The sequence below is a fragment of the Hydrogenophaga sp. GW456-12-10-14-TSB4 genome (genome assembly GCF_059424305.1).
Genome location: NZ_JBWKZH010000084.1, coordinates 1 through 22,215, shown reverse-complemented (window position 1 = coordinate 22,215; position 22,215 = coordinate 1). Strand labels below are relative to the sequence as shown.

Here is a 22,215-nt window from a genome sequence, read left to right as displayed (position 1 = left end):
GTGGAAAGGGGGGCGGTGGAAGGCGCCACCGGGCGGGCAGGTGCAGAACGCAGCAGCCGCACGAGCAGGCCGGCGGGCCCTTGCTGCCACCAGTGGCGCGCGCCGCGGCCGGGCCGGCCCAGGGCCTGGGTGATGCGGTCCAGCGCGATCGCCAGCAGCACGATGCCCAGGCCGCCGACGGTGGCCATGCCCATGTCCAGGCGGCCGATGCCGCGCAGCACCATCTGACCCAGGCCGCCGACGGCGATCATCGAAGCGATGACCACCATGGACAGCGAGAGCATCAGCGCCTGGTTGATGCCCGCCATGATCGAAGGCAGGGCCAGCGGCAGCTGCACCTTGGCCAGCATCTGCCAGCGCGAGGCGCCGTACGCGCGCGCCGCCTCGATGAGGTCGGGCCGCACCTGGCGGATGCCCAGGTCGGTCAGGCGCACCAGCGGGGGCAGGGCGAAGACGATGGTGACGATGACGCCGGGCACGTTGCCGATGCCGAACAGCATCACCACCGGCACCAGGTAGACGAAGGCCGGGGTGGTCTGCATCGCGTCGAGCAGCGGGCGCATCAGGCGCTGCGTGCGGTCGCTGCTGGCCAGCAGGATGCCCAGCGGCAGGCCGATGGCGATGCAGAACGCCAGCGAGGTCAGCACCAGCGAGAGCGTGATCATGGCCTCGGGCCAGATGCCCAGCATGGCCACCAGCAGCAGCGAGATCACCGTGCCGACGGCGATGGCGCGGCCGGCGAACTGCCAGGCCAGCAGGCCCATCAGCGCGACCATGGCCAGCGTGGGCACGCTCAGCAGCAGCTGCTCCACGCCGGTGAGCGTGGTGTCGATCGGCGCGCGCACGGTCTGGAAGAACGGGCGGAAGTGGTCCACCGTCCAGCTCAGGGCGTCGTTGATCCAGCGCTCGACGGGCAGCGAGCCGTCCCACAGCTGGCCGAGGTGAAAGCCCTCGTCGGCCATCGGGGCGGCGGTGTCGGCGAGCGCGGTGGTGTCGAGCCAGTTGTCGCTGGCGGTGGCGGTGGACGCGCCCCACGCGTCGGTGGTGTCGGGGCTGGCGGTGATATCGATGTCGGTGTCGTTCATGTTCTCTCCAGTGGGGAGCGGCTTCAGGCCGCCGCGCGGTCCAGGAACTTCAGCAGCGTGTTCTTGCTGATGGCGCCGCGGTAGCGGCCGTTGGCGTCCACGACGGGCAACGGGTAGGGCGCGTTCGCGGCCTGGCCGAAGAGTTCGGCCACGGGGTGGCCGGCGTTGACCACCTGCACGTCGGGCAGGTAGGCGCGCGAGAGGCCCAGCGGGCCTTCGTGGTCCTGCAGCGCGCCGCGCAGGGAGTCCGCCGACACCAGGCCGAGGTAGCGCTGGTCGGGGCTGACGACGTAGGCCCAGTCGCGGTCCTTGTCTTCCAGCAGCTTGAGCGCGGCGCGCGCGCCCTTGTTCGGGTGCTCGGCGACCACGACCTGCGTCTGCCGGGCGATGTCGCCGGCCTTGAACACGGCCGCCGCATCGACGCCGCGCACGAAGTTGCGCACGTAGTCGTCGGCCGGCTGGCGCAGGATGTCCTCCGGCGTGCCGACCTGCACCACCTGGCCGTCCTTCATGATGGCGATGCGGTCGCCGATGCGCATGGCCTCGTCGAGGTCGTGCGAGATGAAGACGATGGTGCGGCGGCGCACCTGCTGCAGGCGCACCAGCTCGCTCTGCATCTCGGTGCGGATGATCGGGTCCAGCGCCGAGAAGGCCTCGTCCATCAGCAGGATGGACGGGTCCGAGGCCAGCGCGCGCGCCAGGCCCACGCGCTGCTGCATGCCGCCGGAGAGCTCATCGGGGTAGCTGTCGCCCCAGCCGGCCAGGCCCACCTGGTCCAGCGCGAGGTCGGCCTGCGCCAGGCGCTGTGCGGGCTTGACGCCGGCGAGTTCGAGGCCGAAGGCGGTGTTGTCGCGCACCGTCATGTGCGGCATCAGCGCGAACGACTGGAACACCATGCTGATGTCCTTGCGCCGCAGGCTGCGCAGGCCGGCGTCCGAGAGGTCGTTGATGTTCTGGCCGTCGATCAGGATGCGCCCGGCCGTGGGCTCGATCAACCGGTTGAGCAGGCGCACCAGCGTCGATTTGCCCGAGCCCGACAGGCCCATGATGACGAAGATCTCGCCGGCCTCGATCTGGAAGTGGGCGTCGAAGACGCCGATGGATTGCCCGGTTTCGGCAAGGATTTCCTGCTTGGTGCGGCCTTCGCGGACGCGCTTGAGGGCGGCCTCGGGCTGATCGCCGAACACCTTGAAGACGTGCTCGATGGAAATGTGTTTGGCCATGGGTGCTGTTGCCTCCTTTGCAAGTTGGACAAGGCACCGCGAACGGTCTTGACGCAGGAGGCACGCGCGTGCCCGACCGGGTCATTCAAGACCGCAGACAGACACTGACAGCGACGAATCGGCAAACCCAGCGCCTGCCATCACGCAAGCCCGGTCAGCGGGCCCTGTCTGGGGGGCTGGCACGGTGCGGGAGTGACGCGGCGTCGAGGCCGGAAGACCGGCCGTTGAAATCTCTGTGCCGCGACGGGATGCAGGGCGATCCGCGAGTAGCACATGAGCGCCACCCGGCCTGGGGCAGGGTGGCTGAGGCCATGATTATAACTTTTGCGCATGGATGACCCATGCGCGGGCCCGGAAGACCCCACGGGGCGCCCGAAGGCGCTCTGTCAGTGGGCGTCGTTCGCCGGCGGGTGGGCCATCAGCCGGTCGGTCATGGCGATCGCCATGGCGCTGAGCAGGAAGACCACATGGATGATAGTCTGCCACATCAGCACCTTCACGTCGTAGTTGGCGGCGTTGATGAAGGTCTTGAGCAGGTGGATCGAGCTGATGCCGATGATGGCCGTGGCCAGCTTCACCTTGAGCACCGAGGCGTTCACGTGGCTCAGCCACTCGGGCTGGTCGGGGTGGTTTTCCAGGTGCATGCGGCTCACGAAGGTTTCGTAGCCGCCCACGATCACCATGATCAGCAGGTTGGAGATCATGACCACGTCGATCAGGGCCAGCACCACCAGCATGATGATGGTCTCGTTCAGGCCGGTGAGCTGCACGTCGCTCTTGTAGCCGATGCTGGTGATCAGCTTGCCCAGCGCCACGTCGTTGCCGAAGGCGGCCTCGATCAGGTGGACCAGCTCGACCCAGAAATGGAACACGTAGATCGCTTGCGCCGCGATCAGTCCGATGTAGAGAGGCAGCTGCAGCCAGCGGCTGGCGAAGATCAGGTTGGGCAGCGCGCGGATCGGGGCTTGGGCTTTGACGGGGTCGCTCATGGATGGTGACACAATGTACCGAGCCCCCGGGATGGGCGGCCAGACGGCAGGCGGTATTGTAGGTCTGCGCCCTTTTCTGTAAGAGACTCGTAAGAGCGCTTGAGCACAGTCCCGGCCTGTCATCTGCCCACAACATTGAGGAGACATTCATGTCTGCGCCTTCGTCGACGATCGAATCCACCCTGGTCGAAAACCGCGTCTTTGAGCCCTCGGCCGCCACCGTGAAGGCCGCGCGCATCTCGGGCATGGAGGCCTACCACGCGCTCTGCGCGGAGGCCGACAAGGATTTCGAGGGCTTCTGGGCCCGGCTGGCGCGCGAAACCCTGAGCTGGCACAAGCCCTTCACGAAGACGCTCGACGCCTCCAAGGCGCCGTTCTACAAGTGGTTCGAGGACGGTGAGCTCAACGCTTCCTACAACTGCCTGGACCGCCACATGGGCACGCCGGTCGAGAACAAGACCGCCATCATCTTCGAGGCCGACAACGGCGACGTGACCAAGGTCACCTACAAGGAACTGCTGGGGAAGGTCTCGCAGTTCGCCAACGCGCTCAAGGCGCGCGGCGTGAAGAAGGGCGACCGCGTCGTCATCTACATGCCCATGACCATCGAAGGCGTGGTGGCCATGCAGGCCTGCGCGCGCATCGGCGCCACGCACAGCGTGGTGTTCGGCGGCTTCTCGGCCAAGGCCCTGCAGGAACGCATCCAGGACGCGGGCGCCGTGGCCGTGATCACCGCCAATTACCAGTTGCGCGGCGGCAAGGAGCTGCCGCTCAAGGCCATCGTGGACGAAGGCATCGCCATGGGCGGTTGCGACTCGATCAAGAACGTGCTCGTGTTCCAGCGCACCCCCACGGCCTGCAACATGGTCGCTGGCCGCGACACCTTCATGCACGACGCGATGGCCGGGCAATCCACCAGCTGCCCGGCTGAAATGGTGAGCGCCGAGCACCCACTGTTCGTGCTCTACACCTCGGGTTCCACCGGCAAGCCCAAGGGCGTGCAGCACAGCACCGGCGGCTACCTGCTGTGGGCGCAGCTCACCATGAACTGGACCTTCGACCTGCGGCCCGAGGACATCTTCTGGTGCACCGCCGACATCGGCTGGATCACGGGCCACACCTACGTCACCTACGGCCCGCTGGCCGCCGGTGCCACGCAGGTCGTGTTCGAGGGCGTGCCCACCTACCCGAACGCCGGGCGCTTCTGGCAGATGATCGAGAAGCACAAGGTCACCATCTTCTACACCGCACCCACCGCCATCCGCTCGCTGATCAAGGCCGCCGAGGGCGACGAGAAAGTGCATCCCGCGCGCTCCGATCTGACCAGCCTGCGCCTGCTCGGCTCGGTGGGCGAGCCCATCAACCCCGAGGCCTGGATGTGGTACCACAAGCACGTGGGCGGCGAGCGCTGCCCCATCGTGGACACCTTCTGGCAGACCGAGACCGGCGGCCACATGATCACCCCGCTGCCGGGCGCCACACCGCTGGTGCCGGGCTCGTGCACGCTGCCCCTGCCGGGCATCGCAGCGGCCATCGTCGATGAAGCGGGCAACGACGTGCCCAACGGCGCGGGCGGCATCCTGGTGGTGAAGAAGCCCTGGCCGTCCATGATCCGCACCATCTGGGGCGACCCGGAGCGTTTCAAGAAGAGCTACTTCCCCGACGAACTCAAGGGCTACTACCTGGCGGGCGACGGCGCGGTGCGCAGCGCCGACCGGGGCTACTTCCGCATCACCGGCCGCATCGACGACGTGCTCAACGTCTCGGGCCACCGCATGGGCACGATGGAGATCGAGTCCGCGCTGGTGGGCAAGACCGACCTGGTGGCCGAGGCCGCCGTGGTGGGCCGTCCGGACGACCTCACCGGCGAAGCCATCGTGGCCTTCGTGGTGCTCAAGCGCTCGCGCCCCACCGGCGACGAGGCCAAGGCCATCGCCAAGGAACTGCGCGACTGGGTGGGCAAGGAAATCGGCCCGATCGCCAAGCCCAAGGACATCCGCTTCGGCGACAACCTGCCCAAGACCCGCAGCGGCAAGATCATGCGCCGCCTGCTGCGCTCCATCGCCAAGGGCGAGGCCATCACGCAGGACACCTCGACGCTGGAGAACCCGGCCATCCTGGAGCAGCTGGCGCAGACCAACTGATCCGGCGAAACCGCTGCTCCCACATCCAGAGCGGCCCGCACAGGGCCGCTCTGGCTTTGGGGACAAGGGTTTGCCCTCAGTTACAAATACCGGCTTAATTCTTACATTTTGATGCATTCTCTGGCGTCGCCGGAGTCAACCAGATTGAATGGCATCAGGGGGTGGGAATGGTCGGAAGCGTGAAGCCCGCGTTGGCTGCGGCATGGGTGTTGGCTTTGTTCGGTTGCGGCGGGGGCGGAGGCGGGGGCAGTGCCCCGCCGGCGGCGGCGACGCCAGAGTTCGCGCTCACGGTGGAAGTCGGGGGCATTGCCGCGACGCCCGATCTGGCGGGCATGTACACCGTGTTGCCGGGGCAGTCGGTGGTGGTCAAGGCCAATGAATCCAGTTCATGGGTTGGCAGCGATGTCGGCAGTGGCGTGACCCGCACCGATGTGGACACCGGCACGGCGCGGTGGGTCTCGCGCTTCGAGAATCCCAGTGCGCTGCTGTCCGGCGCCTACAAGCTCACGGCCAGCGCCTCGGGCGGCCGCACGAAGACGGTGGACTTCCTGGTGCAGACCGGTGACTACCGCAATGGCGAGTACGTGGTGTTCGCCGCCAATGGCTCGCGCCAGACGCTCAACATCAATTTCGACCTGGATACCTACACCATGACGGATGCGGTCGGCGTCTCGACCTCGGGTGCGCTGACCCCGCCCGTGGCGCCCGCCAAGGACTGGACGGTGCAGAGCAGCCGCATCGGCGGTGTCAACACGTCCTCCCTGCGCAGTGTGCGGGACACCATCGTGGGTGGCTTCCCGTTTGCGGTGCCGTTTGCCGCGGCGGGAACCTACGCGGCGTATCCGTTCGTGGCCTCGCGCGCTTTCGTGCTCACGCAAAGCCGGCTGGATGGCGTCTATGACCGCGCGTACATCCAGCGGCTGGCGGGCGGCGGCGCCCAGTCGGCCATTTCGCAGTTCTCGATCACGGGCGGTGGCACGGTGGTGAAGTTTTGCACCGACGCCATCATCTACCGGATCGAGCACTGCCCGCCCGGCAGTGTGTCCACCAGCCTCGTCACGGCCGACACCCAGCCGGGCGTGTGGTTGCTGAGGAACGCTACCACCGGCACCGCGCAGGGTCGCTTCAGTGTGGCCGTGGTGGAGGGCGAGAAGATCTATCTGAGTGCCGGCACTTCGCTCGCGGACGGATCACAGGTGCTCAACATCGGTTTGCCGACGGCCCCTCGGGTGTCGACGTTCACCAGCAGCGGGTGGTCCACCAATGGCACGCTCGACGTGACCAACGCGACGCCGACCAAGTATGAGATGTCCATGACCGATGCCGGCGTCGGCCTGCTCGACCTGACCCTGGGTGCACCGGGCGGGCAAGCGTCGGTCGGCATCTACCCGGCCACGGAGGCGCCCGATGTCTACTTCAGCATGCGCTCGACGCGCCTCGAGTTGCTGATCGGTGCGCGCAGCTCGGCGAAGGCCGGCTTCCTGCACGTGGGCATCGTGGACTGAGCAGGTCTTCGCAGGCAACAAAAAACCCGCTGGATGCCAGCGGGTTTTTTTGTGTCGGGGCGAGGCGGCTTACTTGATGCTCAGCACCCAGGCAGCCAGCTTCTTGGCCTCGGCTTCGCTGACCTGCGGGTTGGGCGGCATGGGCACGGCGCCCCAGTTGCCCTTGCCCACTTCGGAGCCCTTGACGATCCGGGCCGCCAGCGCGTCCACGGCCTTGGCGTCGCCCGCGTACTTCTTGGCCACGTCCTTGTACGAGGGGCCCACCAGCTTCTTGTCCACGGCATGGCAGGCCATGCAGTTCTTGCTCTTGGCGAGGGCTTCGTCGGCGATGGCCGGAGCGGCCAGCGTCGTCATGGCGGCCATAATCAGGAGAGCGCGTTTCATGGGGTGTCCTTCTGGGTGAATGCGGGAGAGTGTCACGCAGTCGATTCTACCGAGCCCCATTCCCCGCGAAACGAACGCTTACAGTTTCTTGCCCGCTTCACGGGGCCTTTACGGGAGTTTGTGATGTATTTGCTGATCGCGGGTCTGGTGCTGTCGCTGCTGAAGTATCTGGAGGTCGGCATGGTGGCCGGGTGGTCCTGGTGGTGGGTGCTGTCGCCCTTCGTGCTGGCCGTGGCCTGGTGGGCCTGGGCCGATTCATCGGGCTACACCAAGCGCAAGGCGATGGAGAAGATGGACCAGAAGAAGAAGGACCGCATCGACAAGCAGCGCGAGGCGCTGGGCATCAAGCCCAAGCGCCCCTCGCGCTGACCGGTCCGGAGCCGCCGGATCAGTAGTTGTCGAGCACGGCGCCCTTGCTGGCGCTGGCCGCGTTGAACGCGAACTTCGCCTGCACGCCGCGCGTGTAGCGCGGTGCCGGGGGCGTCCAGCCTTCGCGGCGCTGGGCGATCTCCGCCTCGGGCACGTTGAGCTCCAGCTTGAGCTGGTGGGCGTCGATGGTGATCGAGTCGCCTTCCTTCACGAAGGCGATCGTGCCGCCGGCCGCCGCTTCGGGCGCCACGTGGCCGACCACCATGCCCCAGGTGCCGCCGGAGAAGCGGCCGTCGGTGATCAGGCCCACGCTCTCGCCCAGGCCGGCGCCGATGAGCGCACCGGTGGGGGCCAGCATCTCGGGCATGCCGGGGCCGCCCTTGGGGCCGAGGTAGCGCAGCACCATCACGTCGCCCGCGACGATCTTGCCGTCCAGGATGGCCTTGAGCGCCGACTGCTCGTCGTCGAACACGCGCGCCGGGCCGGTGATGACGGGGTTCTTCAGGCCGGTGATCTTGGCCACGGCGCCTTCGGGCGAGAGGTTGCCCTTGAGGATGGCCAGGTGGCCTTCGGCGTACATGGGGTTGTCGATCGGGCGGATCACGTCCTGGTCGGCGCGCGGCGCATCGGGCACGTCCTTGAGCACCTCGGCCACCGTCTGGCCGCTGATGGTGAGGCAGTCGCCGTGCAGCAGGCCGGCCTTGAGCAGCACCTTCATGACCTGCGGGATGCCGCCGGCCTGGTGCAGATCCACCGCGAGGTACTTGCCCGAGGGCTTGAGGTCGCACAGCACGGGGGTCTTCTTGCGGATGCGCTCGAAGTCGTCGATGGACCATTCCACGCCGGCGGCGTGCGCGATGGCCAGGAAGTGCAGCACCGCGTTGGTGGAGCCGCCGGTGGCCATGATCACGGCGACGGCGTTTTCCAGCGATTTCTTGGTCACGATGTCGCGCGGCTTGATGTCCTTGCGAATGGCCTCGATCAGCACCTTGGCCGATTCCTTGGCCGAGTTCTGCTTCTCGTCGTGCGGGTTGGCCATGGTGGACGAGTAGGGCAGGCTCAGGCCGAGCGCCTCGAACGAGCTGGACATGGTGTTGGCGGTGTACATGCCGCCGCAGGAGCCGGTGCCCGGAATGGCGCGCATCTCGATCTCGCGCAGGTCTTCGTCGCTCAGGTTACCGGCGGCGTTCTGGCCCACGGCCTCGAACACGCTGACGATGTTGAGGTCCTGGCCCTTGTACCTGCCGGGCAGGATGGTGCCGCCGTACACGTAGATGGCGGGCACGTTGGCGCGCAGCATGCCCATCATGCCGCCGGGCATGTTCTTGTCGCAGCCGCCGACCACGACCACACCGTCCATCCACTGGCCCTGCACGCAGGTTTCGATGCAGTCGGAGATCACCTCGCGGCTGACCAGCGAATACTTCATGCCTTCGGTGCCCATGGCCATGCCGTCCGAGATGGTCGGCGTGCCGAAGATCTGGGCGTTGCCGCCGGCTTCCTCGATGCCCGCCACCGCCGCGTCGGCCAGCTTCTGCAGGCCGCTGTTGCAGGGTGTGATGGTGCTGTGGCCGTTGGCCACGCCCACCATGGGCTTCTTGAAGTCGCTTTCCTCGTAGCCCATGGCGTAGTACATGGAGCGGTTGGGCGCGCGCGACTTGCCTTCCGTGATGTTGGCGCTGCGGCTGTTGATGGGCTTGATGGTGATGGTTTTGCTGTCGGCCATGGCTGTCTCTTCGTGGGGAATGGGTGCGAAGAGTATGCGTCAGGCCGGCAGCCGTTTCCAATTGCTTCGGCGGCTTCCATTAATATGTCTGGCATATGAGTGATGCCTTGAAAACGCTGCGCATCGAATTGCGCCAGTGGCGCCAGTTCGTGGCACTGGCCGAAGATCTGCACTTCGGCCGCGCCGCTGCGCGCCTGCACATGACGCAGCCGCCGCTCACGCAGGCCATCGCGGGGCTGGAGCAGGCGCTGGGCGTGCGCCTGTTCGATCGCACCAAGCGCAGCGTGGCCCTCACGCCCGCCGGCCGGGCCCTGTTGCCCGAGGTGCGCGACCTGCTGGGCCGGGCGCAGGCGCTGCCCGAACTGGCGCGCGCCGCTGCGGCGGGCGAACTGGGCCGGCTGCGGCTGGCCTTCGTGTCCACCGTGGGTTTCGAGTTGCTGCCGCGCTGGGTGCGCACTTTCCGCCAGCGCTGGCCGCAGGTGGCGCTGGAGCTGATCGAGGCCACGGGCGACGTGCAACTGGAACTGCTCGCCAGGGGCGAGGTGGACGCGGGCATGGTGCTGCATTCACCGGGCTTCCAGGCGCCGGGTCTGGCGCACGCGCGCATCGCCAGTGAGCCCTTCGTGGTGGCCCTGCCCGAGTCGCATCCGCTGGCCGCGCGGGACCAACCCGGGCTGGCTGCACTGCTGAGCGAGCCGCTGGTGATTTTTCCCCGGCGCATCCTGCCCACGCTGCACGACGCGATCTTCGCGCTGTACCACGCGGCCGGCCGGGCCCCGCAGGTGGCGCAGGAAGCGATCCAGATGCAGACCATCGTCAACCTGGTGTCGGCCGGGCTGGGGCTGGCCTGGGTGCCGCAGAGCGTGCGGCAGTTCCAGCGCCCCGGCGTGGTCTACCGCAGCCCCCGGCCCTCGCGCGGGCGGGCGGTGCCGGCGTGCGAGACCAGCCTGGTCTGGCGCGCCGATGCGCTCACGCCGGCACTGACACATTTCATCGAATTCGCCCGCGAGCAAGCTGGCCCACAATAGAACCATGCTTCAACACCCCCAGATCGATCCCGTCGCCCTCCAGATCGGCCCCGTGGCCATCCACTGGTACGGCCTGACCTACCTGCTGGCCTTCGGGCTGTTCATGCTGCTGGCCAACGCGCGCCTGCGCCATCCCCCGTTCGCCAGCGTGACCCAGCCGCCCTGGACGCGCCGCGACGTGGAAGACATCCTGTTCCTCGGCGTGCTCGGCGTGGTGGCCGGCGGGCGCATCGGCTACTGCCTGTTCTACAAGCCCGCGTACTACCTCGCCAACCCGCTGGAGGTGTTTGCGGTGTGGCAGGGCGGCATGAGTTTCCACGGCGGCCTGCTGGGCGTGATGCTCGCCATGGTCTGGTACGCGCGCAGCCGGCAGCGGCCTTTCATGCAGGTGATGGATTTCGTCGCGCCCTGCGTGCCCACGGGCCTGGCGGCCGGTCGGCTGGGCAACTTCATCAACGGCGAGCTCTGGGGCCGCGTGGCCGATCCTTCGCTGCCCTGGGGCATGGTGTTCCGCGGTGCGGGCGACCTGCCGCGCCACCCTTCGCAGGTCTATCAGTTCCTGCTCGAAGGTCTGCTGCTGTTCGTGCTGCTGTGGTTCTACGCGCGCAAGGAGCACGCACGCGGCCAGGTCTCGGCCGTGTTCCTGTTCGGCTACGGCGTGTTCCGTTTCATCGCCGAGTTCTTCCGCGAGCCCGACGCTCACCTGGGCCTGCTCTCGCTGGGCATGAGCATGGGCCAGTGGCTGTGCGTGCCGATGATCGTCGGCGGCGCTTTCATGTGGTGGTGGTTCGGCCAGCGCAAAGCCTGAGCGATCAATACACCAGGTGCGCGCGCGCCTGGCAGTTCAGGGTCTGCAGGTTGACGTCGATCTGGCCCAGGTGCAGGCCCAGCACGTCGCGCAGGAGGGGGGTGAGCACGCTGCTGCCGATGGCGTCGAGCAACGGCCGCAGCGCCTGCAGCAGGTAGCCGGTGAGCGCGGTGATGGCGTTGGGCACGGTGTCGCCCCCGCCGGAGGTGTTCCCGTTCAGGCTGTTGGCGATCTCGCTGACGCAGGCCGCGTCGTTGGAGCCGATGAGGGCGGTGCAGCCGCCGATCACGCCGCCCAGCACGGCGCCCAGGATGTCGCCCACGCTCGTCAGCAGGCCGCCCACCAGCGTGCCCACGCCGTTCAGCAGGCCCTGCAGGTTGAGGGAGAGGGTGTGGCTCAGCAGGGCCAGCACGTCGCTGCTCAGCCCGCCCAGGAAACCGCCGAGGCCGGACGTGGTGTTCTCGATGCCGGCCTTGACGGTGGTCAGGCGGCTCACGCGGCAGGCCCGGGTGGTGCAGGCCGCGCCCTGGGCATTCCACAGGTTCTGTGCCGAGGCCTGGCGTTGCGCCAATGTCAGGGCCGGCCCCCGGTCCAGCGTTTCCACCAGCAGGGTGGCCAGCAGCGCGTCGGTGATGTTCTTGACGGTGCTGCCCAGCAGCAGGTCGTTGCCCACGGTGGCGGTCTCGCCAGCGGCCAGCGTCACGCTCGCCTGCAGCGGCAGCGCATCCATCTTCAGGTGCGTGCGCAGGCTCACCAGGTTCACGCCCCCCAGGCCCAGGCGCAGCAGGTCTTCGTCGGTCAGGTTCTGGTCGCAGCTGGCGGAGGTGGAGAAGATCTCGTTCTCGTTGGCCGGGTTGGCGCCGGGCCGGCCCACGCAGACCTTGGCGATGGAGGCGTTCACCGCGATGGACGCGCGCTCGGTGCCGTCGGGCTTGCGCAGCGCGGGCGTGCACATCTCGGTGAGCGTGCCCCGGCCGTTGACCAGGTCGATCATGATGGGCAGCTTGATCTGCGCGAACTGGTTGATCACCGGCAGGTTGCTGGTGTTGAACTCGATCCAGGTGCGCAGTTGCGCGGTGTAGGCCGTGGCGCCCACGCCGCCGATTGCCACGGAGGGTGGCTCGATCAGCACCGTCTTCGCGCTCACCAGGCCGGCCAGGCTCAGGCCATTGACGGCCACCGCGTGTTTCTGCGTGGCCACGCCGATGGCCGAGTACAGCAGGTCCAGCGCGTTCACGCCGACGTTGAGCGCCGAGGCGGCGTTGGCGCCGGGGGCGATGACCTCGGCGAACAGGCCCGAGGGCCCGCCGGCCAGGCTGCCCAGCCGCACCTGCAGGTCTGACACGCCCAGGCGCGCGACCACGGCGTTGAGCAGCGCGGCGTTCGTCGCAAGCAGGGTGTCCTGGCCGCCGGCGGTGACGATGGCGTTGAGCAGCGACCCGAGCTGCACGGTCTGGGCCGCGAGCAGGGTGTTGAGTTCGCCCACGCCGATGTCGGTGGCCACCGGGATGCCCAGGGCCTGCAGCAGCCCGGCCGGGGTGATCTGCACCTGCGCCAGGCCGTCGTAGCCGACCAGCGAGGTGCCGGTGAGGTCGAGGCCGATGCCCTTGAGCAGATCGCCGAGCACCGAACTGCCGGTGCGCAACAGGGTGCTTCCCACCGAGAACGAGGCCAGCGGGTCGGTGGCGGCGGCGATCGCTTCGGCGCGCAGGCTGCGCTCGCCGGGGAAGAAGGCCAGCAAGGGCGGCGGTGCGCCTTCGATCACGACGTGCACCGCGTTGAAGGCCGTGAGGTCGGCGGTGAAGTGGCGCTCCGTGCCTTGCGACGGGTCCCAGCGGCCACAGGCCACCACGGGCGTGAAACCGACGAGGTTCTGGCCGGCATTGGTGAGCGCGGCGGTGCGGGCCGCGGTGCAGCTGGCCGGCTGGATCGCCGATGCGCCGGCGACGGCCGCGAGGTCGGCGGTCTTCTGCAGCTCGCGCTTCATGAAAAACAGGTAGCCCAGCTCGGTGCCGACGAGGGCGATCACGATCAGGCTCAGCGCGATGGCCGTGTTGATGACGATCGAACCGGACTGGCGGCGTGACATGGTCAAAGCGCGGCGGTCGCGCGGCTGGTGAGCGTGCCCGGCAGCCACTGGCTGGTGTCGAACAGGGGCACCCAGGGCAGCAGGCGGCCGGCGGTGTAGGGGTAGGACACCGTCACGGTCAGCGTGGTGCTTGGCATCGCGACCTCCACGTCCATGGTTTGCGCGAGCCAGGCGCGGCGCGCGGCCGGCGTGTCGCTGTGCGCCAGCGGCACGATCACCGAGCCGCTCAGCGAGTCCCAGACCACGGTCTCGATGTGGGTCCGGGCCGTGGCGACCTCGGGGGCGGTGGCGGTGCGCAGTTGAGGAAACATCTGCACCGCGCGCGCCCCGTCTGATGCCGCGCGCGACAGGGCTTGCTGCGTGTACAGCACGACGCCGAAGGTGGCGATGCCGTAGAACGCGAGCAGCAGGCCCATCAGCACGAAGGCGAATTCGATCGCCGCCACGCCGCGTTGCCGGCGGTTCACAGCGCGCTCCCGTCGAGCAGCACGCTGGCCTGCCCCACCAGCTCGTCGGGCAGGGCGAAGGCGGGAAACGGCGGCAGCACCTGGTGCAGGTCGCTCAGCCGCACCGTGACGCTCACCTGGCAGCGCTGCGCCCACGAGGTGCCGCAGGGCAGCGTGCCGGCCGGTTGCAGGCAGGTGCCGGTGGCGGTCTGGCAGACCTGCGGCAGGGGAATGGTGAGCACCGCCGCGCCCGGCTTCCAGCCCAGGGAGCGGTCTTCGGCCACCTGCTGCGCCTTGAGTTGGCGCGCGGCCAGGCTGGTCTGGTGCCGCAGGGCCGCCCTCGCGCCGTCTTCGGCCGCGTTCTGCAGGCCGAAGCGGAAGGTGAACAGGATGCCGTAGCAGATGATCGAGTAGACCAGGCCGAAGAAGAGCAGGAAGGCCATGGCGTACTCGATGGCGTACACACCGCGCTGGCGGTGCGGCCGTCGGCGAAGGGCCCGGGCCGTGCGCATGGGGCGCGCTCTACTTGGTGGAGCCCAGCCGCGAGCCGAACCAGACCGGCAGCGGCTGCTCGAAGCTCTTGAGGTAGCGCTGCTGGCTGGCCTCGGCCACGGCGCCGTCGATCGGGCGCGGCGTCGCCGAGGCCTCGCGCCCCTCGCGCTGGCGCTGCAGCAGGCTGTGGGTGGCGTCGCCCACGCGGACCGGCGGCGCGGCCTCCGTGGCCAGGGCGCCGGCCGATTGCGCCCACAGTGGCGAGGCCACGGTCAGCGCGGCCCACAAGGAAAGGCAGCGCAGCGGACTTCTTGTTTTCATGGAACCTCCTGGGTGGTGTGACAGCGGTGATCGATCAGGGGGTGGCCAGCGCCGGCGGCGGGGTGAGCGTGGGGCTCAGCCGCAGGCCGGTCTGCAGCGCCAGGCCGCCCACCACCGCGTGCTGCGGTGCGAGGGCCTGCGCCAGTTGTTCGATGGCCTCGCGCGTGGCGCTGCCGAAGCGGGCTTCGTCCATCACCTGGCGGGCCTGTTCGGTCTGCCCCCGCGTGAGCAGGTACACCGCGAGGTTGCTGCGCACCTTGGGGTTCGCAGGCAGCAGCTGCGCGGCCTGCAGCACCGGCAGGCGGGCGGCCTCGAAGCGCTGCGCGCGCAGCAGGGCGTAACCCAGGTCGCTCAGCAGCAGGCCGTCGGTGGGCTGCAGCTGGCGCGCGCGCTCGAACATCTCGGCCGCGCGCGCGTAGTCGTCGCCGGCGCCCGCCAGCAGGCCCAGACCCCGGTAGGCGGCGGCGCGCTCGGGCGTGTCGAGCAGCTTGTCGTACAGCGCGGCGCTGGCGGCTGGCTGGCCGGTGTGGCGCAGGGCGTCGGCGCGCAACAGGCGGGTTTCGGGGCTGACACCCCAGCGTTGTTCCAGCGCGTCGATGTGGGCGAGCGAGGCGAACCACATGCTGTTGCCCTGCATCTGGCGCACCAGTGAAAGGTAGGTCGGCCGGTTGTCCAGGCTGGGCTCGCGGGCAGCGGCCTGCGCGGCTTCGAGCTGCGCCGCATCGGGCAGCGAGGCGCAGGCGCCCAGTGCCAGTGCGGTCGCGCCGAGCAGCAGGGTGCGGACGATGGAAGGGAGGCGGAGGGAGGAGGTGTTCATGATCCGGTCAGGCTCCCGACGGAGCGGATGATGGCGAGGAAACCGGGGCCCGCGGTGACGATCACCAGCGCGGGCAGGAGGGTGGTGACCATCACGACGGTCATCTTCACGGTGATCTTTCCGATGCGCGCCTTCATGCCGGCCTTGCGGTGCACGCGCAGGCGCTCGCTGAACTGGCGGATGGGCTCCTGCACGGCGCCGCCGTGCTTGTCCACCTGGTTGATGAGGGCGATGAAGTCGATCAGGTGCTGGTTGTCGTGCAGGCCGGCCATGCGCTGGTAGGCCTGCTCGCGCGTGCGGCCCTGGCTGTACTGGCGGTTGGACCGCGCCACCTCCGCGCCCAGCACGGGCATCACGTGCTGGAAGTCGCTGGCGATCACCTGCAGGCTCTGGTCCAGGCTCAGGCCCACGCTCTGCAGCAGGCCCAGCATGTCGACGAACAGGGGCAGCTCGTGCGCCACGCGCTCGCACTGCCGGGCGGCGCGGTGCTTGAGCAGCCACTTGGGGCCCATGAAACCGATGGCGAAAGCGGCGGCCGACCACAGCAGGCTGTTGCCCGCATCGCCCCAGCCGAGCAGCACCAGCAGCGGCAGGCCCACGGCCAGCGCAGCGCGCGAGACCAGCAGGGCGAGCTGGGCGCGCACGGGGGACAGGCCGCATTGCTGGATGAGGCGGCGGTCTTCATCGGCCACCAGCAACCGCCCCAGGCGGCTTTCGAGCCAGCGCACGGGCCAGCGGCTGCCGCGCAGGAAGGCCAGGTCCTCGGGCAGGGTGTGCGCCGGGGCGGCGTTCTCGCCCAGGGCGCGTTGAATCACCTGCGCGGTGGTCTGGCGCTGTGCATGCTGGTACAGCAGCACGCCGGCAGCCAGCGCCAGCGCGAGGGCCAGCAGCAGCAGGGCGACGACGGCGAGGGGCAGGGGGCTCATGGGGTGCACCTTCGGGTCAGGACAGCCGGGCCAGCCGGTACAGCAGCAGCGCGCCCAACGCCTGCAGGCCCAGGGCCCCGACCACCATGGCCTGGCCGGTGGGGTCGGTCCACATGCGCGCGAAATAGTCGCCGTTGGTGGTGACGATCGCGCCGCCGACCAGCACCGGCAGCAGGCCCAGGATCCAGGCCGAGAAGCGCGTTTCGGCCGACATGGCCGTCAGTTCCTGCTCCGCTTCCTCGTGGTCGCGCATGAAGTGGGCCACGCGTTCGAGCAGCAGGTCGGAGCGGCCGCCGTAGCGCACGCCCAGGCCGAGGATGGAGGCCAGCAGGAACAGCTCTTCGATGCGCACCTTGCGCGCCACCTGCAGCAGTGCCTGATCGATGTCCATGCCGGCCTTGACCAGGCCCATGGCCTTGTCCATGTGGTCCCGCAGCGGGGCCTTGGTGCCGGCCACGGCGGTCTGGAACGCGGCCTGGGTGGAGTGGCCCATCACGATCAGGCGCACGATCACGTCGAGAAACCCGGGCAGCTGGCGCACGATCTGGCGCCGCATGGCCTGCACGCGCAGCCAGATGAAGAACACGCCGCCCATCAGCAGCACCGCGAACAGGCCCAGGGCGCTCACGGCGCCCGAGACCAGCGCGGTGAGGCCGACCGAGGCGATTAGAACGCCCAGCCCGCCCAGCAGCGCGCCCGGCGCCACCGCGCCGAGCAGCCAGCCGGGCAGGCGCGCGGCCGGCTTGCGCGCGACCGAGGCGGGCAGCACCGGAGCCGGTGGGGCGGCAAAACGCAGCGCGCCGGAGGGCAGCGGGTGGGCGGCCACCGGGTCGATCCGGTCGGCCATGTTGCGCTGTGCCTGCAGGCGGCGCTGGCGCCGCACCGAGGCGGTCCACAGCAGCATGCCGGCGGCGGCCAGCAGCAGGGCCACGGCGAGCGCGACGAGGCCGCGTTCAGCCATGGCTGCGCTCCGCGATCTGGGCCTGCAGGCTCTGGCGCAGGCGCGCGATCTTGGGGGAATGCGGCGCCACGCCCATGGCGACCCAGCGGTCGCCTTCCTGGCCGTCGGCCTGCACCACGGGTTCGTGGCGGAACAGCTCCTGCATGGCGACCACGTTGTCGTTCAGGCCGGTGACCTCGCTGATCGAGAGGATGCGGCGCGTGCCGTTGGGCAGGCGGCCGATCTGCACGATGAAGTCGATCGCGTTGGCGATCTGGCGGCGCAGGCTGAGCTCGCTGCCCTGGTAGCCGCCGAAGCCCGCCAGCATTTCCAGGCGGTACAGGCACTCGCGCGGCGAACTCGCGTGGATGGTGCCCATGGAGCCATCGTGGCCGGTGTTCATGGCCTGCAGCATTTCGATCACCTCGCCGCCGCGCACCTCGCCGACGATGATGCGGTCGGGCCGCATGCGCAGGCTGTTGCGCAGCAGGTCGCGGATGGCCACGCTGCCGCTGCCGTCGTAGCCGCCGGGGCGGCTCTCCAGGCGCACCACGTGCGGGTGGTTGAGGGCGAGTTCGGCCGTGTCCTCGATGGTGACCACGCGCTCGGTGTCGGGCGCGAAGTTGGCCAGCGCGTTGAGCAGCGAGGTCTTGCCCGAGCTGGTGCCGCCGCTGACCAGGATGTTGCAGCGCGAGCGCACCGCCATCTCCAGCAGGTGGCCCATGGCCTGGTCGAAGGTGCCGAGCTCGAACAGCTCCTCGGGGCTCAGCGGGTCCTTGCGGAACTTGCGGATGGACACGGCCGGACCGTTGATGACCAGGGGCTCGATCACCACGTTGATGCGGCCGCCGTCGCTCAGCCGCGCGTCCACCATCGGGTTGGACTCATCGAGCCGGCGCCCGATCGGCGCCAGGATGCGGCGGATGATGCGCATCAGGTGCTCGTTGTCGGTGAAGTGCAGGTGCTCGCGCTGCAGCATGCCGCGGCGCGAGACGTAGACCAGCTTGCTGCCGTTGATGAGGATGTCCTCGACGCTCGGGTCGTTCAGCAGGTCTTCCAGCGGGCCGAAGCCGGCGAATTCCTTCGTGAGGGCGTCGGCGAGCAGCTGCGTCTCTCGGGCGTTGATCGGTACCCGGTGCAGGCGCACCTGGTTTTCGCATTCGAGGTTGACGAACTGCTGCACCGAGCTGCGCGACCAGCGGCCGAACTCGGCACCGAGCTCCTCGATGCGGTTGAGCAGGTGCTCGTGGATGAAGGTCTTGACCGTCTGGAACTCGCTGGAGTTCAGGAAGGCCTGCTGGTTGTCGGAGAACTCGACGTGGTTCGTCATGGCCTGTCACCTCCGGTGGATCCACTTGTTGAGCATCTGCGCCACGCGCGGCGTCCAGGGCGGGGCCTCGCCGGCGTCGGTCGGCGCGCTGCCGTCGATCCAGGGCAGCAGGCCGCGCACCATCTGGCCGACGGCTTGCACATAGGGGTCGTTGCGCGCGGAGCGCGCCAGCAATTGCCCCTGGCAGGAGGCCGCCAGCAGCGCGCTGGCGCGCGCGGGGAGCACGTGGCTCAGGGGCAGGCCCAGCTGGTTGGCGATGTCGAGCGCGGGCAGGTTCACGAACGGCTCGAACTTGTTGACCACCAGCGAGAGCCGTTGCATGTTCACTTCCAGTTCACGCAGTTCGCGCAGCAGGGCGGCGGTGGAGACGATGCCGCCGATGCTCTGGTCGCAGACCACCCAGACCTGGTCGGCGTTGCGCGCCACCTGGGCCACGAAGTCGACCGAGGAGAAGCCGCCGAGGTCGGCGATCTGCACATCGAAGTGGTCGGTCAGCCGCTGGATCAACGAGACCGATTCGGCGTGCGAGATCTCGCGGATCTGCGCCAGGCTGGCCGGCAGGGGGAGCACCGCCGCGCCGCTGGCGTGCTGCGCCAGCGCGGTCTGCAGCAGGGTCGGGTCCAGGCGGTGCAGGTTGTGCACGCCGTCCACGAAACTGAACTCGCTCTTGAGGCCGAGGTAGAGCAGGGCGTCGCGCGCCGGCAGACCCAGGTCGAGCAGGGCCACGCCCTGGCGGTGGGTCGCCGCGCGCGCGGGCGTGCGGGCCAGCGCGGCGGCGCGCTGCTCCTGCAGCAGCGCGGCGAGGTTGCAGGCCAGCGTGCTGACCCCCAGGCCGATCCGCGCGCCCAGCAGGGCGATGCTGCGGCCCCGGGCCTGTGGTGCGCGCTGGCCCTTGCGGCGCGCCATCAGGTCCTGCAGCACCGCCAGCACCTCGCCGGTCGGGCCGTCGAGATCGAGGAAGTCGTCCACGCCCGCGCGCAGCGCGGCGAGCGTGGTGCTGGTTTCGTTCGCGTGACCGGTGCCGATCAGCAACAGCTCGGGCCAGTCGCGCCGCAGGGCGGTGGCCAGGCGCGTGCTGCGCAGGGCTTGCGGACCCGAGAAGTCCAGGAACACGGTGCGCGGCTGGGTGATGGCGATGCGCTCGCCCAGTGCGGCGTCGTCCAGCGCGACCACGGTGACCTGGCCGAGGGGACCCAGGGCCGCGTTCAGCCAGCCGGCGTGCTCACCGCTGTCCGAGGCGTACAGGTACACGCTGCGGCTCTGGACCGTGGTGTGGAGGGGCGTGGGCATCGTGCTCATGGCGGGCGGCCGGTGTTCACCGGGAGAAGCCGGGCAGGGCGTCGTCGGCCCCGTTGCCGACCACGAAGCCGCGCCAGAAGGCGGGGTCGCGCTGCTCGCTGCGCCCGGGCAAGGCCGCATCGACCTGTGTGCCCTGGGCGAACGGCTTGACGAGGTGGGGCGTGACCACGATCACCAGCTCGCGCTCGTTCTGCTGGTAGTCCTGGCGCTTGAACACCGTGCCCAGCACCGGCAGGTCGCCGAGCATGGGCACCTTGTCCACGCTGGAGGTGGTGGTGCGGCTGACCAGACCGCCGATCACGAAGCTCTCGCCGTCGCCGAGCTCGACCGTGGTGTCGGCGCGGCGCGTGGTGATCGCGGGCACGGCGACGCCGCTGAGCGTGACGGCGTTGGTGTAGTCCAGGTCGCTGGCCTCGGGCGCCACCTTGAGCACGATGCGCTGGTTGGACAGCACGGTGGGCGAGACGGTCAGGCCGATGCCGAAGGGCTTGTATTCGATGCTGGTGGTGCCCAGGCCCTGCGCGACCGGCACCGGAATCTCGCCGCCGGCGAGGAAGTTCGCGCTCTGGCCCGAGAGCGCCACCAGCGTGGGTTCGGCCAGCACGCGGGCCAGGCCGTTGCCTTCGAGCAGGCCCAGGTTCAGGCCGATGTTGGCCTTGCCGAAACCCAGCAGCAGGCTGAACGCCTGCGCCAGCGGCGAGGAGGCCTCGACGGTGAACGAGGCGTTGCGGTCGAAACCGTACGACTGCAGCGAACTCGGTGAGAACACGCCGAAGCTGAAGCCGTGCTTGTTCGGTGCGGTGCTGAAGAGGTTGAGCCCGGCCTGCTTGAGCACGCGCTTGTTGAACTCCACGATCTTGACTTCCACCTGCACCGTCTGGCTTTTCACGTTGAGCGTGGACCGATCGGCCAATGCGGCCTTGTCGGGCTGCAGGGCCAGGGCCGCCTCGCGCGCCTGCTGGTGTTCGGCGGCCGAGGGGTAGCTGCCCTGCAGCACCGCGCCGGCGCGCTGCACCTCGACGGTGTAGGTGGTGGCCGCGTCGCTGCCGCGTTCCCAGACCAGCAGGGAGGTGCTGCCGGGTGCCTTGCCGGTCACGATGAGCCGCGCGCCGGGGGTGCCGCGCGCCTGGCGCGTGACCATGACCGTGGCCACCTGTTCGTTGGCGATGGCGATGCGCTCCACGCCCTTGTCGATCACCAGTTCCTGCTGCGTGCCGGCGACCAGGCGCAAGGGCCGGGCGGCGCTCGCGCTGGCCGGCGCGTCCGTGGCCGGTTGCGCGAACAGCCCACCCGAGGCAGCGGTGATCAGGAGGCCTGCCAGCAGGGCCAGGCGGGGCCAGCGCGGCGCGCGGCGCGACGGAAGGGGGCGGGGTGTGGGCTTGAACATGCGGGGCACCTGGTGGGTTGGAGCGCGAGGTTTCAATAGCGCACGGTGTCGCGGCGGTCGCCGCGGATGATCTCGACCTCATGGCCGGCGGGGGCTGCCGCGGCCACGACCGGGCGCGGGGCGCTGCCGGGCTGGGCGGGCTTGCGCGCACCGGCTGCGCCGCCGCCGGCGGCCAGGTCCTGGGTGGTCAGGCCGGCGAGCGCGCGGTCCATGCCGGAGAGTGCGCCGCCACCGCGGCGGGCCGGCTGCAAGGCCGTCTGCAGTTCGGCGAACAGGGTGGGATCGGGTTCGGCGGTGTCGTTCGGGTGGCGAAGGGCCAGCAGCAGGCGGCCGTTGGCCTCGCCCAGGGCGAGCCGGTTCACGTCTTCCACCGGCACGGCGAGCACGGCGGTGCGCGCGGGCTGCTGGTTGGCCACCTGGGGTCTCTGGTTGCCGCGGCCTTCGCCGTTGGCGGGCATGCCGTCCACCGAGGCGGTGCCGAAGGCCAGCACGCGCTTGCGGGCCAGCAGCAGGCGCGACTGGCTGCGGTCCACGTCCCGGCCGTCGGCCTTGAGGGCGAAGAACACGTCGACGAAATCGCCCGGGCGCACGCTGTTGCCCACGCCCATGACCTCGTCGGCCTTCACGGCCACGGCGCGTTCGCCGGGCTCCAGGCGCAGGGCGAGGCCCGACATCAGCTGGTTCTCCAGCAGGGGCGCGCCGGTGCCGAGGTCGAGCACCGGCACGCGGCCGACCGCTTCGGCCACCGTCATGAAGGCGCCGGCCGGGTTGATGGTGAGCTGCGCCACGCGCAGCACGCTGGCTTCGATGGGCTGGCCAGCGGGCAGCGGCTGGCTGGCCACGACCACCGGGAAGGTGGCCTCGGCCGGTGCCGTGCGGGCGGCCGGTTGCGGGGCGGGCACGGGCG

Annotated in this window: 21 protein-coding genes; 5 read left to right on the top strand and 16 right to left on the bottom strand. The window is 69.5% G+C overall.

The features are described 5' to 3' along the window. The 3 genes from proW to AC07ZS_RS26695 all read right to left on the bottom strand — a co-directional run. The coding region (proW, locus tag AC07ZS_RS26705; protein ID WP_494801482.1) for a glycine betaine/L-proline ABC transporter permease ProW at nt 1–1,085 on the bottom strand (1,085 nt) is incomplete at its 3' end. 23 nt (nt 1,086–1,108) lie between these two features. After that, complete coding sequence (gene proV / locus AC07ZS_RS26700; RefSeq protein ID WP_494801481.1) at nt 1,109–2,308, bottom strand: glycine betaine/L-proline ABC transporter ATP-binding protein ProV; 1,200 nt, start codon at nt 2,306–2,308, stop codon at nt 1,109–1,111. A 386-nt stretch (nt 2,309–2,694) separates the two neighbouring features. Next, the gene (locus AC07ZS_RS26695) at nt 2,695–3,297 is read right to left on the bottom strand and encodes a TIGR00645 family protein (RefSeq protein ID WP_494801480.1); all 603 of its coding nucleotides are present in this window, start codon (nt 3,295–3,297) and stop codon (nt 2,695–2,697) included. 149 nt (nt 3,298–3,446) lie between these two features. Between AC07ZS_RS26695 and acs the strand changes: the two genes are divergently transcribed. Both acs and AC07ZS_RS26685 read left to right on the top strand, forming a co-directional pair. Beyond that, nucleotides 3,447–5,441, top strand: coding sequence for an acetate--CoA ligase (gene acs, locus AC07ZS_RS26690; protein WP_494801479.1), 1,995 nt, complete (start codon nt 3,447–3,449; stop codon nt 5,439–5,441). Nucleotides 5,442–5,608: 167 nt separating this feature from the next. Next, complete coding sequence (locus AC07ZS_RS26685; protein ID WP_494801478.1) at nt 5,609–6,946, top strand: hypothetical protein; 1,338 nt, start codon at nt 5,609–5,611, stop codon at nt 6,944–6,946. Between the two features lie 69 nt (nt 6,947–7,015). On the opposite strand, the gene AC07ZS_RS26680 is transcribed toward AC07ZS_RS26685, so the two are convergent. Further along, entirely contained in the window at nt 7,016–7,330 is a 315-nt protein-coding gene (locus AC07ZS_RS26680; RefSeq protein WP_494801477.1) for a c-type cytochrome, read from the bottom strand. Nucleotides 7,331–7,453: 123 nt separating this feature from the next. Between AC07ZS_RS26680 and AC07ZS_RS26675 the strand changes: the two genes are divergently transcribed. After that, the gene (locus tag AC07ZS_RS26675) at nt 7,454–7,699 is read left to right on the top strand and encodes a TIGR04438 family Trp-rich protein (protein WP_494801476.1); all 246 of its coding nucleotides are present in this window, start codon (nt 7,454–7,456) and stop codon (nt 7,697–7,699) included. A 19-nt stretch (nt 7,700–7,718) separates the two neighbouring features. On the opposite strand, the gene ilvD is transcribed toward AC07ZS_RS26675, so the two are convergent. Further along, complete coding sequence (ilvD, locus tag AC07ZS_RS26670) at nt 7,719–9,425, bottom strand: dihydroxy-acid dehydratase (protein ID WP_494801475.1); 1,707 nt, start codon at nt 9,423–9,425, stop codon at nt 7,719–7,721. A 95-nt stretch (nt 9,426–9,520) separates the two neighbouring features. Between ilvD and AC07ZS_RS26665 the strand changes: the two genes are divergently transcribed. Together AC07ZS_RS26665 and lgt are read left to right on the top strand one after the other, a co-directional pair. After that, a complete protein-coding gene (locus AC07ZS_RS26665) occupies nt 9,521–10,453 on the top strand; it encodes a LysR family transcriptional regulator (RefSeq protein WP_494801474.1) in 933 nt (310 codons plus the stop codon). A 4-nt stretch (nt 10,454–10,457) separates the two neighbouring features. Next, on the top strand, nt 10,458–11,261 hold the full coding sequence (gene lgt, locus AC07ZS_RS26660) for a prolipoprotein diacylglyceryl transferase (RefSeq protein WP_494801473.1): 804 nt from the start codon (nt 10,458–10,460) through the stop codon (nt 11,259–11,261). A 4-nt stretch (nt 11,262–11,265) separates the two neighbouring features. Here the strand turns inward: lgt and AC07ZS_RS26655 are convergent, their stop codons facing one another. The 11 genes from AC07ZS_RS26655 to cpaB form a co-directional block, all read right to left on the bottom strand. Further along, nucleotides 11,266–13,350 carry a TadG family pilus assembly protein gene (locus tag AC07ZS_RS26655; RefSeq protein WP_494801472.1) on the bottom strand — a complete coding sequence of 695 codons (2,085 nt, stop codon included), beginning with the start codon at nt 13,348–13,350 and terminating at the stop codon, nt 11,266–11,268. A 2-nt stretch (nt 13,351–13,352) separates the two neighbouring features. Then, on the bottom strand, nt 13,353–13,817 hold the full coding sequence (locus AC07ZS_RS26650; RefSeq protein ID WP_494801471.1) for a TadE/TadG family type IV pilus assembly protein: 465 nt from the start codon (nt 13,815–13,817) through the stop codon (nt 13,353–13,355). Next, nucleotides 13,814–14,308 (bottom strand): TadE/TadG family type IV pilus assembly protein, encoded by a 495-nt coding sequence (locus AC07ZS_RS26645; protein ID WP_494801470.1) that lies wholly within the window; start codon nt 14,306–14,308, stop codon nt 13,814–13,816. Before AC07ZS_RS26645 ends, AC07ZS_RS26650 begins: the two co-directional genes overlap by 4 nt. Nucleotides 14,309–14,318: 10 nt before the next feature. Then, on the bottom strand, nt 14,319–14,609 hold the full coding sequence (locus AC07ZS_RS26640) for a DUF3613 domain-containing protein (protein WP_494801469.1): 291 nt from the start codon (nt 14,607–14,609) through the stop codon (nt 14,319–14,321). A 34-nt stretch (nt 14,610–14,643) separates the two neighbouring features. Beyond that, entirely contained in the window at nt 14,644–15,426 is a 783-nt protein-coding gene (locus tag AC07ZS_RS26635; protein WP_494801468.1) for a pilus assembly protein, read from the bottom strand. Beyond that, entirely contained in the window at nt 15,423–16,352 is a 930-nt protein-coding gene (locus AC07ZS_RS26630) for a type II secretion system F family protein (protein ID WP_494801467.1), read from the bottom strand. Before AC07ZS_RS26630 ends, AC07ZS_RS26635 begins: the two co-directional genes overlap by 4 nt. Before the next feature lie 16 nt (nt 16,353–16,368). Continuing rightward, nucleotides 16,369–17,313 carry a type II secretion system F family protein gene (locus AC07ZS_RS26625; RefSeq protein ID WP_494801466.1) on the bottom strand — a complete coding sequence of 315 codons (945 nt, stop codon included), beginning with the start codon at nt 17,311–17,313 and terminating at the stop codon, nt 16,369–16,371. Then, on the bottom strand, nt 17,306–18,622 hold the full coding sequence (locus AC07ZS_RS26620) for a TadA family conjugal transfer-associated ATPase (protein WP_494801465.1): 1,317 nt from the start codon (nt 18,620–18,622) through the stop codon (nt 17,306–17,308). Before AC07ZS_RS26620 ends, AC07ZS_RS26625 begins: the two co-directional genes overlap by 8 nt. 6 nt (nt 18,623–18,628) lie before the next feature. Further along, nucleotides 18,629–19,921, bottom strand: a complete 1,293-nt coding sequence (locus tag AC07ZS_RS26615; protein WP_494801464.1) for a CpaE/TadZ family protein — start codon at nt 19,919–19,921, stop codon at nt 18,629–18,631. 16 nt (nt 19,922–19,937) lie between these two features. Further along, the gene (locus tag AC07ZS_RS26610; RefSeq protein ID WP_494801463.1) at nt 19,938–21,308 is read right to left on the bottom strand and encodes a type II and III secretion system protein family protein; all 1,371 of its coding nucleotides are present in this window, start codon (nt 21,306–21,308) and stop codon (nt 19,938–19,940) included. A gap of 32 nt (nt 21,309–21,340) precedes the next feature. After that, a partial coding sequence (gene cpaB / locus AC07ZS_RS26605; protein ID WP_494801462.1) for a Flp pilus assembly protein CpaB occupies nt 21,341–22,215 on the bottom strand: 875 nt, incomplete at its 5' end.